6 protein-coding genes are annotated in these 13,296 nt (G+C 43.5%); all 6 read right to left on the bottom strand.

The features are described from left to right. Positions 1–11: 11 nt before the first annotated feature. Entirely contained in the window at positions 12–719 is a 708-nt protein-coding gene (truB, locus tag HMPREF0999_RS07045; protein ID WP_008779928.1) for a tRNA pseudouridine(55) synthase TruB, read from the bottom strand. Positions 720–722: 3 nt separating this feature from the next. Next, a complete protein-coding gene (locus HMPREF0999_RS07040) occupies positions 723–1,523 on the bottom strand; it encodes an undecaprenyl-diphosphate phosphatase (protein ID WP_008779927.1) in 801 nt (266 codons plus the stop codon). Then, positions 1,520–1,759 carry a DUF3098 domain-containing protein gene (locus tag HMPREF0999_RS07035; RefSeq protein ID WP_005853907.1) on the bottom strand — a complete coding sequence of 80 codons (240 nt, stop codon included), beginning with the start codon at positions 1,757–1,759 and terminating at the stop codon, positions 1,520–1,522. The genes HMPREF0999_RS07040 and HMPREF0999_RS07035 overlap by 4 nt, the downstream gene beginning before the upstream one ends. Positions 1,760–1,786: 27 nt before the next feature. Further along, positions 1,787–2,665, bottom strand: coding sequence for a cell division protein FtsX (locus tag HMPREF0999_RS07030; protein ID WP_008779926.1), 879 nt, complete (start codon positions 2,663–2,665; stop codon positions 1,787–1,789). 249 nt (positions 2,666–2,914) lie between these two features. After that, positions 2,915–8,260 carry an Ig domain-containing protein gene (locus tag HMPREF0999_RS07025; RefSeq protein WP_009275557.1) on the bottom strand — a complete coding sequence of 1,782 codons (5,346 nt, stop codon included), beginning with the start codon at positions 8,258–8,260 and terminating at the stop codon, positions 2,915–2,917. 20 nt (positions 8,261–8,280) lie between these two features. Further along, positions 8,281–12,249, bottom strand: a complete 3,969-nt coding sequence (locus tag HMPREF0999_RS07020) for a hypothetical protein (RefSeq protein ID WP_009275556.1) — start codon at positions 12,247–12,249, stop codon at positions 8,281–8,283. Positions 12,250–13,296: the final 1,047 nt, after the last annotated feature.

Genomic DNA, 13,296 nt, shown 5'->3' with positions numbered 1-13,296 from the left:
ATGCACTCTATTTATTTTTCTTCTTCTATTTTTACCACATTCTGCTCTAAGAAATCATCGATCTCCTCCGGAGACATACACATATCCAAGGTTACCTCTCCGATGCGAGTCCGTTCCAAGCCAATCAAATGAGCGCCGGAATCCAAGGCCTTCCCGATATCACGAGCCAACGCACGAATATAGGTACCTTTGCTACATACCACCCGTATCTTTATAACAGGCAAATCACACTCCAGCAACTCCAGTTCGTCTATAACCAATGTCTTGGATTTTAGTTCAACCTCCTCCCCTTTCCGAGCTAGCTCATAAGCACGCTTACCTTCCACCTTGCAAGCGGAGAACACCGGGGGAATCTGTTGGATCGTACCCACGAATGTCTTTAAAACCTCCTCCACGAGCTCACGGGTTATATGTTCCGTGGGATACACGGCGTCTATCTCTTTCTCCAAATCGAAAGACGGGGTAGTCTCTCCCAACTTCAACGTAGCGATATACTCCTTCGTCTGGTATTGAAACTCATCGATTCGCTTCGTAGCCCTTCCGGTACAAACGATCATCACACCTGTAGCCAAGGGATCCAGTGTCCCCGCATGTCCAACTTTAATCTTCTTTACCTTCAGTTTCCGACTTAGCTTATAGCGAAATTTGTTAACTAGGTCAAAAGAAGTCCACGTTAGCGGTTTATTAAAATATAAAATCTCTCCAGCTATAAAATCCATTCTTTATTTAAGTAATGTACAAGCAATTGTCACCAATCCCGCAATCGCACAATAGATAGCGAAATAAATCAGTTTCCCCTTTTTCACGATGTTGATCATCCATTTACAGGCCACGCAACCGGAAACAAAAGCGGCCATGAAACCTACCGCTAATGATAACGCAGGAATGTCCCCAGCCACATCTTCACCTTTCACCATCTTCATCACATCCAGCAACGCCTCTCCTAAGATCGGAGGAATTACCATCAAGAAAGAGAACTGGGCCAGTTTCGCCTTATTATTTCCCAATAACAAACCGGTAGCGATCGTTGATCCGGAACGAGACAAACCCGGCATCACGGCGCAAGCCTGAGCCAGACCGATAATAAAAGCGTCTTTCATCGAGATCGACTCTTTCTGGCGTGGTTTGGCATAATACGAAAATGCCAGCAAAGCCGCCGTCAATAGCAGCATACAACCAACGACCAATAAACCCGATCCAAAGATTTGTTCTACCGTATCTTTAAAGAATACCCCAACGATCCCGATCGGAATCATGGAAATCAAGATATTGATCACATACTTCGTCTCTGCGTTCATCTGAAATTTAAATAAACCACGGAATATCCAATCGATTTCCTTCCATAAAACCACTAACGTACTGAATACGGTCGCCACATGCACGACGATCGTAAACGCAAGATTCTCCTCTCCCTCTATACCAAACAAAGCTGAGCCAATCGCTAAATGACCGCTACTGCTCACCGGCAGATATTCGGTCAATCCCTGTACGATACCCAGTATCAAGGCCTCAAACCAACTCATTCTGTTACTTCTTTATCTTTGCTATTCTTCAAGATTCCAAAAATCATCATCACGAAACCGATAACCGTAACCACCGGAGCTACCACGATACGGCGGGCGCTGAATATATCGGGATTGAACGTATTATCCCCGGAACCTCCACCACTCATCAATATGAAACCAAGCACGATGCAGGCAACCGCTACCGCAATCAGTATAAAATTCTCTTTTCCGAAAGCAAAATCTCTTTTAGCCATCTTTCTCAACTCTTTATTATTCGTACATTAAATATAATACAACTTATCGACCCCCATCCGCAAATATTTATTCACGGCAAAAATGGTCGCGATCACGGACAAGACAATACCTAAAGCAAACACTGCCACATAAACCAATAATAATGTTTGCATATCCAATATCTGGATAAAACCTTTCAATTCATTTTGCAAATAATATAACGCTCCGGTTAGCATCAATATTGCCAAGATAGAGGCGAAAATGCCACTTACTATGTTATATTTCACAAAAGGCCTACGTATAAAGCCGGAAGTAGCCCCCACTAGCTTCATCGTATGAATCAAGAATCGTTTGGAATAAATCAACAGGCGAATCGTATTACTGATCAACACGAACGAGATAATCATCAGTACCGCCGCCAAGGTAAGCAGGATCAAGCCCAACCGCTTCATATTATTATGGACTATCTCCATCATATCCTTTCGGTAAAGCAGCTCCGAGACCGACGTATAGTTTCTAATCTTCTTCTCTATCACTTGGAGGCTATCGGGGTTGGCGTACTCCGAATGCAGTTTCACCTCAATCGAGGCCTGTAAAGGGTTAAAGCCTAAGAAGATTTCCGGATTCTCGCCCAGTTCTTCCTCCAACTCTTTCGCGGCTTGCTCTTTCGATATATACTCGGTTGATTTTATAAAAGGAAGAGCATCCAAGCTCTTCTGCATTTTCTTTATCTCAGTTTCTTTTTGGTTATCTTTCAGCACGATGGAGAAAGATAAGTTCTCTTTCACATAAACGGAGAGTTTATTACCCAACATCCCTATCAATAGAATGAGTCCTAGCAAGAATAGTACCAAGGAGATACTAATAACAGACGTAAGCCGGGAGTTAAAGAAAGAAACAGAACTAACTTTTTTATTTTCAGCCATCAGACTCTCACTTATTAACGTTAAATAAATTAAGGAGATGCGTACAGAGAACACACCTCCCAATTTTCTTGCAAAAGAACGAATAAAATAAGTAAGCCGAAAGGGTTTTAGAATATTTAACCTCTACAACTCTAACAAAGGCTATTCGTACATATACAATGATAAAAAAGAAGACCGCCGGAACTGAGTATTCCTAGCGGCCTTCCCCAACATTAAAGACTCAAGGGTTAGTTTCTTAAAATAAGGTTGTTAGCGAACGTTTACTTTCACTGTTATATGCTTGCCATTCTCGTTGATCTCTATCAGATAGATTCCTGTCGATACCGGGATGCGGGTAGGTCCGATAATTGAGTCGCCATACAGGCTAACTCCAGTCACCGCTATGATACGGATCGAGATTGGACGGGCCGGATGAACGGTTATCGCACCTCGCTCGCAATAGATTTGATGATCGTCGATGATTTGCTCGATACCTACCGTACCGGAGACAGTTACCACACAAGACGCCGTCTTGTTTCCATCATCGGTAGCCACGGTAATCTTGCAAGTACCGATCTTCAATGCGGTAACGACACCATCCGCGTCAACAGTAGCCACCGTCTCGTCGCTGCTACTCCAAGAGACGGTTTTCATAGTGGCGTTATTAGGGGTAACTTTCGCTTGCAAGGCAAAAGATTCACCTACGGCCAATGCCTTGGACGTGATATTCAAAGAAACTCCCGTAACAGCCACATCTGTTCCCGGAGGTGTAGAAACCGGCTTGAACTCTGCTATAATAGCCAAGGACTTATCGACTTCAATCTCTACAGGCGAAGTCGTATACTTCTCTTCGCCTATTTGAATAACGGCCAATTCATAATCCGGATTGGCTTCTGTCTCAATGGTTAGCTTAGTCGCTTTCGCCACAGCGGTTCCACTCGTTATCTCGGTCTTCTCGCCCTCACCTTTCAACATATAGACTTTCAAAGAACCATTTTCCGGTTGAGCGAACGTGACAACTAACGCATCCGAACTTTTCACCGTAACCTCCGCATTCGTAGTCGCATCCTCATAATTCGGATCATACGACGTGAAGATCACTTCCTTTTTCTGGCTATCGCCGGGTTTCAATATAGCTGACGCATCAGCCCATTCAAATTTACCGGATATGGTAGTTCCATCGGCACCTTTCGCAACACCACCGGATAATAGGAATTCCGACAAGGACTGACCTTCCGTGATCGTAGATGCGGTAGGAGCTACTACCTCTACGACCTTCGCTTTCTTTATCACTAATTTCTTGGTTGCCTCGAAAGATCGCCAGTTCTCGTCCCCGGTACGTGTTACAGTCACAAGATAAGTACCTGCGTTCAATGGGGTAGCAACCGATCCATCCGTATTTGAATATTTAATATTTACATCTGTCGGATAACTACCGCTCAAAATGTCTTTCAATTCCACAAGCCTTACGGAACCATTATAAACAAACTCCAAATCTGAAGGATTCGCCGTTATTTTAGGTTTATCCACAAAATTCGGGGTGTATGTCGCATCAGCCGCCAAAGTAACCGTTATCTCTGGGTTCTTTCTATCGGTGCTTGAGACATTTTCACCCCAAGAATCAAAACGCTGATTCTCGCTAGGAGCTACCGCCCGTAACTTTATAACCGTATTCTCCGGAATTTTAGAATAATCGCTAATAACCAAGCCTCCATTCGTAACCTCCGTATTTGAGGCACTTAAAGAAAACGTTTTTACTTCACCAACCGGCATTGAATAATCTACCGATTCATAATTACTCTTGTCAAGTGGGGTAAAGCGCAGAATATTTACCTGATCCTTTGTCGGGCTTCCAGTCACGTTCGCACGAAGCGCCGATTTTTGTGTAGAAGGATTCCATTCCACATCCTCGAAGTCTTGAGTAAGTTTAGCGTCAATCTTTGAATAATCCTCCCCTTCTATAGTCGGTTCTTTCAGCAATGCCATACCAGCCTTCTTGATAATCAGCTCGGCAGTTACATCCACGGCTTTAAATAAATCATCCTCGCCACGGGTAATCCGAACTTTATAAGTTCCGGCCGATTTAGGATTCTCTGTCATTTCTACCCCACTCCGGGAATATGCGACCTTAAAGTCCAAACCGGAATAGCCCGTAATCTTAACCTCGAAATTCCGGTATTGCTTATTATAGACTACCGTTTGCGTCGTCTTATCAATCAGCGAAGCCAAATCTTTCTTCTCCACATAATTAGCGGTAACAACCATAGGGCCAGAAACGGTGAATACGTCTCCATCCTTGATCTCGGAAGAGTTCACCATCATATTCATAAAACGATATCCCGTTTCCGTCTCAACAGAAGCGGTCAGTTGAGTCATATAAGGTACCTTTGAACCGGAAGCCACCTCTTTACCGGCCTTATCTTTCAATACGACTTTACCCGCATTGGGGATATTCAACGCCGAGGTTATTTGATATTTCACCAATTGGAAACTCGCGTTCACCGTAACATCTCCGGTCCCAACCATAAATGAGCCATCAGCCTCATTATAATTCGCGCCTTCCACTTTCACGGATGCCAGCTCATAGCCATAATCCGCATTTCCTATCACCTTCACTTTCACACCTTCAGAGATAGCCTCACCGGGAGTAACGGGTGCCTTCGTATCCACCTCGATCAGATTCACGCTACCATTCTTCAACTCCCCAACCTTTACCAAATGTTTATCCGGTTCTTTTTGAAGGAAATCGGCCGATATATCAGCGGCTTGTATCAAAGTATAAGAACCGTTATTCACCAAAGCCCCGTTCACCTTCACGGACTGAACCATATAGCCCGGATCCGGAGTCGCCGTGATAGTCAATAAGGTTCCCTGCAAAAACTCAGCACCATTCTTTACCTCCACGCCATTCGCGAAGACCTTCAAGGAACCATTCATCGGATTCGTAAACGTCACGCCATAAACGATCGAATCGAAACGGGCTACGATATCCAAGTTCGTATTCGCTTGCAACTCCCGTGTAGCCGATGTATTCCCATCACTCCAACCGGCAAACCGGTAATTCTTATCCGCAACGGCTGTCGCTTTCAAAACCGAGCCTCTCGCGTATTTATCATTTGCGGTACGCCCCTCCAAGATGACAGTACCGAAATTACCGGCGGTAACATTCATAGAATAAACAGGAATTACGTTCAAGGTTATAAACGTATCTTTAGCCGCATAGAGAACAGGATCATTCGGTTCGAATATCAAGTCGTACTTTTTCTTATCCAGAGAAGCGATCTCGTTCGGAGTTTTCCAGATAAATGATCCGGAAGAAGTTCCATCGATCAAGGTACACGCCGATAAAGCCTGTCCTTCCTCAATACGACCCGGAGTAGGTAACACCAAACTCTCCACCTCTTTCTTGCTCTCCACCACTAACGTAACCGTATCAGAGAGGCTACGGTATGTCAAGTCCTCCGCACGGCTCAAACGGGCCTTATAAGAACCCACGGCCAGCGTGGAAGGCAATGTCGTAACCCAAGCCTTACCGCTCAATTGATATTCGATCTTGATATCCTCCACAGCACTTGTTACCGTGACCGGCTTGATGGAGCCGACCGTCTGGACAAGGTTGTTAGCCACGAACCTCACCGTATCCTTGGAGACGAACGCAAAAGTATAGCTATCGCCACTCATCAGATTAGGAGTCGTGTACGTGTAAGAGGTATTTCCATTAGCATACGTTCCCTTGATCTTCGAGATATCCACATCCGAAGAGGCTTGCTTAATAGCCCCTAGCCTATAGTTGGCATTCGATACGATCGAGAAAATGACGGGCTTACCGTAAGCGATCTCACCACCGCTCATGATGTCCTTGTTATCCATCTTGGCGGTAACCGTGCCCTGTCCACCATCGACAGCGTAAGCCAAGGTATTGGCATTACGGATCGTAAACGTTTTAGAGGAATCCTCTAACGCGGCATACTCCATGATCTCCGGACTAAATAAGACGATCTTATAAGCTCCGACTATCTGCGGTAACGTGGAAGTCTCCGAACCATCGGCCGCACGATATCGAACCGCTTGTCCCGCTATTTCCGGCGTAAACTTAATAACCGGCAAATTCTTCCCGGCCACGATCTCATCTTTTGTCGCCGAAGAACCTGTTACATTCACAGCAATCGTTTTCTTTGCGGCGAAACCTACCGATAAGGTCGTAGAGGCGGTTAACGAGGCGGTCGTATAGGTATAAGAGATGGTGTTATCCTTATTAAGCGCACCTTTTGGCAAGGCTGATACCGCGGTTCCATTCACAACAATCTTATTCAATAGAAATCCGGGGTTAGCGATAATTGTAAATACGGCAGGTTGCCCGTTAATGATCTCGCTACCGCTTGCCATGTCCGTAGAGCCCATCTTGGCGGTAACCGTACCTTGTCCGGCCGTTTCCACGTTATAATTTAATACATTCGCTTTAGATACCGTGAACTTCATGTTCTCATCCTTCAAGGCGGCATATTCCGCGGTCTCGGGACTGGTCGCGACGACCGTGTAAACACCATCCGCCGCAGGAAGTTTATCGGATAAAGCTCCGGAAGCGTTCTTATATTGAACCTTCTGCCCCGCTATCGTATTGGGGGAAAATGTAATAACCGGAAGATTCTTACCAGCCAAAACCTCATCCTTCGTGGCAGATAATGGATTGGCTGTTACAGATACGGTTTTCTTCGCGGCAAATCGCACGTCAATAACCGTAGAAGCGGTCAACGCCGATGTCGTATAATCCGCGTAGGAAGTCTCATTCGTAGAAGAATTAAAAGTTCCTTTCGGCAAAGTCACCTCATTATTATCTACGGTAAGTCTACTCAACACATAACCGGGCTTGGAGGCAATCTTCAATACGGCTGGCTTATTATAAACGATCTCATCACCACTGGCGATAATGGAGCCATCCATAGAAGCGGTTACAGATCCTTGCGCCTCCTCAAACGAGTAAGAAAGCGTATGGGGCGGTTGTACCTTGAATAGAATCTCCTTGTTTATGGCGGCTTGCGTATCAGTCTCCGACTTGGTTACGACAACATAATAAAGTCCAGCCTTTTCGGGTAACTCATCCGTCAAAGCAGCAGAGCCATCCTCCCTGTATTGTACTTTATACCCCGTAATAACCGGGTCAAAAGTAACCTTGGGCAAATTCACCTTCGCCCTTATCTCATCCAAGGTGGCATACTCAGGAGAGATCGTGACTGTCACCTGCTCTTTTGCCTTGAACACCGCCTTGATTTCCGTACTACCGGTCAAAGCGGTGGAAGTATAGGAATAGGTGGTCGTATTATCATTTTGAAAAGTACCGCTCGGTAACGTGCCAATAGTAGCCGTATTCATCGTTATATCCGACAGGACATATCCGGGCTTCGCCGTGATCGTGAAAACGGGTTTACTATTATATGCCACCTTGGAACCTGTGGCTACCGTACTGATTATGGTTCCTTGATCCGTATTCGCCGAGCTATAATTCAATGTCACCTTGAACGTCGGAAGATCCGGGGCGGAACGTAAATCTGAATCTTGCGCATGTACCTGTGCCATCGCAATGACAGCAAGGAATATCGCTAATATACTCTTTTTCATGTTTATCTTTGTTTTAATCGTTATTTAACCCTTACTAATTGACCGTTCACGGCATAGATGCCCGAAGGAACCATGATCCGCTGTCCGTCCGTAACCTCGCCACGATAAGCGACCTTGCCATTCATTCTGATAACCACCACGTCCATAGGCTCCGGCGTGTGAATCACGATAGCGCCACGATCGGTAGTCACGTAATAACCATCTACCGGCTCGATCGTCTGGTTGCCCGTAACCACGCCATCGCCGATACGTAAAGAGCGAAGCGTACTCAATGTCTTGGCGTCTGTCAAGACAAAGCTTTGGAAAGGCTTGATCTCCGGATTTGCCTCTTGCTCGAAAGAGGTTCCATCCGTTGTCAATATATAAGCAGATTGTTTCAAGGTAATCGTAAATGTATTCGGATTCGAGCACATCAAGAAAGTACCTGTTTCAGTTGGAGCGGCAGGTTCTTCCAAGGTCTTGAATTCAAAAGCTCCTTCAGAAGAGATCGTATAGGTATCGCCATTAGCCGCCCAAAGACCAGCCATGCCAAAAGCACTCTCATCCACCACGAACTCCGGAGTCTTGTTATCCTTCAGCCTAGCGAACCAGATACCATTATCAACATTTTGAACACTTGGAGCCGAGATCTCCTCCTCCGTAGAGTTCTTGATCACGGCAGAGGCTAATGGCACTCCTAACGCCTTCCACTCAGTACCGGAGAGATCCGGAGAGAAACGAAGAGACTTAGTGGTCACGCTTCCTGTTTGATCCGCAAGATTTGACTTTATTTGCGCACCTTCTCTCATGGTAACGGTATCTAAAGACATTGGAACAGACAACGTCAAAGTCGCGCCATCCAAGACGGTGACCTTTTGATTTGGATGCGGAGTGGCCCAGACCGTATCTTCCGAAATCGTTACCATCTTATAGATTAAGGTACCCAAAGCGACATCCGAATAATAGGGGAAATAATCTACAGATCCGTTCGGTGCCCTGCTTTTATCAATCAAGGCAGAAAAATCCGGATTATCACTTCCCCAATAATTATTCGGCGCAACAACCGTTCCCTCTAAATTATTGGGACGAATGGAATATACATATGTCTGGTCGCCCGGGTACATCTTATTATATTGGAATGTTACACCATCCTCAACTTTCACGACACAATTATGAAACTCATTTGATTCAACGACATTCGAGCCGTCATTCTTCGCTACCGAAATATCACTATCCGTAAAAACATTATTCTTGACCATAGCGTTAAGTCGTCCCGCTGAGATCAACAAATTCTTATCATATACATTAAAAGTACTGTTATGAACCAACAAGGTCGCATCTTTAAGAGTACTACCCGGTTCCGAATATAAACCTGTTTGGAGTAGCTTATCCTCAAAAATACAACTATCAATCTCCACCGTACCTCCACCGACAAACAATGCTGTTGGACGATTCGAGCCATCCGTTGAACTCTTGAAAGAAAGATTCATCAAAGTCACCTTATCCGCAGAGATACAAGCTATGGAAGAACCCGTATACTTCTTCGTTCCTTTAATAATCGTTTTTCCATAAACTCCCTTTATCCGGACATCAGCGGTAGTGACATTGAAACCCGCATGTTCTCCCGCCGGAACAGAAATCGTCTCTCCCGCTACCGCATTATCAATCTTATTCTGAATATCTGGCTCTCCATAACAAATAAGACCCGAGGCCGGATCATAAACAGTTCCATTGATCGTCAGCTTGTCGTATTTTTTCGCCTCCTTTTCGCGATGTGAATAGACCCAGTTCTCTCCCTCCTTGCCATTCAATGTAGAATTGTTGATCGTTATCGTATTATCCGCAAATTCCGACTTATCATCCGTTCCACTCCAACCTAGCCGAATAACTCCGGCATGTAAATATCCGTTACTTCCATCCGGGAGATTATTCGTTCCTTCCAAAGAAGACAACGTACAACCTGTAAATGTGATCGTATTTCCATACGAACGTATATCCGTAGCCGTAGCTTGGGTAGCATTTATCAAAGGATCTAATCCATCTACCGCTCGCAACTCGCAATTCGTGAAATCAGCTGTAACTCCGTTGTATTTTTCCTGAAGAATAACAGCTCCATAACTATTGCTTTTCCCATTCAGAAGAGTCCTACTGATGAATGTCGCGTCTTTCGCCGTTATCCGGGTATTCGTATTAGCTAATGTACCATCACTTGGACTCATACTTCCGGCTGATGTCATGATCGCCCCCCATGCGGTAAAGGTTCCTCCCGTAATATCTAAGACTTGCTCTTTATTCCGTAAGCCTATTCCATAATAATTGACATCGATATCCGTATTCGTCAAGCTTAACTCCGCTCCCACTGATTCCATACGGACACCTACGGCAGCGGTTTGAGCGGTAACCGCACCACCATCTAACTTACAATTGGTTAACTTTACGATATCCTTGCCCGTTCCAATCATACCAATAAGCCCATGCGCAGAGGAATTATCAGTTCCTTTTAAGGTCATATCGCTTACGGTCAATGCAACTGAGCCTCCTGATGGTGAATTAACGGAAATATGCCCATTTACAATTGTCTGACTTTGCCCAGCTCCATGAAGCGTGATTGATTTATCCAGAGGCAGCGTCATTGGTAAAGTATATTCTCCTTCCGGGAAAATCACTTTATCCTCCTCTTCTAAAATCATATTCGTCAATAATACGTCTAAACTGGATGCCGCATTGTTCAAAGTCCCGTTCTTATGAATCGAGACAATGCAAGGCTTCTCGTTTTCAGTCTTAAACTCAACATTTTCAACCCCTAAAACCTCCAAATATGTTCCTGCATCATCAAAAAATAATGTAGGAGCATATTTGTCATTCTTGGATTGGATTAAAGCCTTAGAGCCATCGGTGGATGTAAACGTCCAAGTACCGGAAGTATTCTTACGGACATCAGCCACACACATATAGGTGATGGGGCTATCTATCGGTGCTTTATTCTCTGAAACGATAGAACTTTTAGAGTCCATCGTCATAGTCAAATTTTGACAATTATCCAAAACGACAGTTCCAAATCCATCACTTGGCCCATTTTGGTAAGAACGTCCATACAAATGAGTATTAGAGATCGCTACATTATGCGGGTAGGCTTCATTTACTAAATCACCTCTTAGAAAAAGTGCGGCCCAAGCAGTTACACTGGAATTGTCGATAGTTATATTTACGGCATTTGTGTACCCCGCTTGGTTGATGGCAAATATTGCATAATAATTCACATCTACTACAGAATTCCTTATATTATAAGTTACCGGATTAGTATTATCAGTTCCTCCCACCCATGAGCAAATGCCGATCACGTAAGGATATAAACCTTTAGCTGAAGGCCCCTCCATCTTACTTCCTATAAAATTGAGTGTATGGCCTCCACCATCACGAAATGCAAGTCCTCTTTCAAAACCCTCAGACATATACATACGGGAGTTGATAAAGTTTACGGTATTCTCATTTACAGTTAATTGAGACACTATACCGAAACAAGCCCCGGAACCACTATCACCCGTTCCCCGCCCCTCTATCGTTATCTTACTCTCACTGAAAGACACTGTCGTTTTAGAGGATTTAATATCGACAACTCCTCGTCCAGTCGATGTTTTTGCTGTTAGATGTACCTTTTGGAAAGACACATTCCCTCCGTTTGTTAGCTCAATATCTACCGGAGACTTAATTGTAACTGTTGAGGTATCACCTTCACCAATGATAGCCAATGATGATTTGGTGATAGAATAAGGAGCTGCATTAGCCGAGTATTCCCCTTCAGGTAACAATATGATCACACTATCTAATGAAGATAATGCCGCATCAGACAATGCTGCTTCCAAGTTTGCCTTGTAAATGGGTGAACCAGCAGATGATCCATCACCACCTGTTCCTACAGCCACTTTGTAGTATGTAGGGATCATTTGTCCCCACCCCACACTTGCACCCACCATAAAGACGGCGAACAAAAAAAGTAGTCTTCTTTTCATACGATTAATTTTTATAAGTTAGTAATATTCAATTATTTAAAACATTTACCCTATATTCATAAACTCTGTAGTTTCCTGCATATCAGTCTTCTCATAATCATCATTTACAAGCAGTTATGCGAAATCATCGGTTATAAAACGACTAGTCTAAACGATCATTTTATTCTGGCGTTTTATTGAATTCAACGCATAAGCGTCCATATTTACGTTTATGCGTTGATAATCAATTTTTAAAAGTTTCTCTGGATTTTGTTTTATTCAAAAATATAGCCTATCTTTAACGCCTAGAATAAACGATCGTTTAGACTAGGCGTTTTTATCTATTACAGAATACTTATAGATCAAATATTTTTACGTAAACAAAATTTTCTACCATAAAAACTTTATATCATCACAAGCTATAAGATTCTCTTCTTAAAGCATGTGGAATAGCATAACTAACCAAATATCAGACTGCAACTATACATAATTGAGATAAAAGGAATTCTACAATATTGATTTTATGAAAACATCTACAATATCTACCACTACGCCATGTATGCTTTATAAATCAAAGCATTACATATAGGTTGTAGATAGCCTGACATCTACAATTATCATTCAACATCTACCACTTATACTTGACATTGATACTTTTTCTTTGCATTGGATAAGAAAACGTGTTATTTTTGAAAGACATTTCCCTTAGGGGAACAAAGAGTTTCTCCTAGAGAAAACTAAAGTTTCTTCTAGGGAAAACTAAAGTTTCGTAAGCACAAATCAAAAGTTTTCCGCTATGAAAACTTTTGTTTTATGCCTAAAAAAACTATAAATACCTATTATTCAATACATTAAATCCGTACACAAGGTATACAAATAACCAAGCAGGCAACCTGTTGGCATACCCTCGCAGAACGAGTAATGTGGTTAGCGAATAGTGAACGGCTGCATTTAGTGGTTGAAAAGCAGTAAATAGTGGTAGATGCAAGCTGATAGTGGTAGATGTTTATTATCTACCACCATTCAACAAATTTCTTATAATTAGATACTTATATAGATAATGGCAGA

The organism is Parabacteroides sp. D25 (genome assembly GCF_000307475.1).
In the GTDB taxonomy this organism is placed as follows: domain Bacteria; phylum Bacteroidota; class Bacteroidia; order Bacteroidales; family Tannerellaceae; genus Parabacteroides; species Parabacteroides distasonis.
This window is presented reverse-complemented; position numbering and strand designations above follow the sequence as displayed.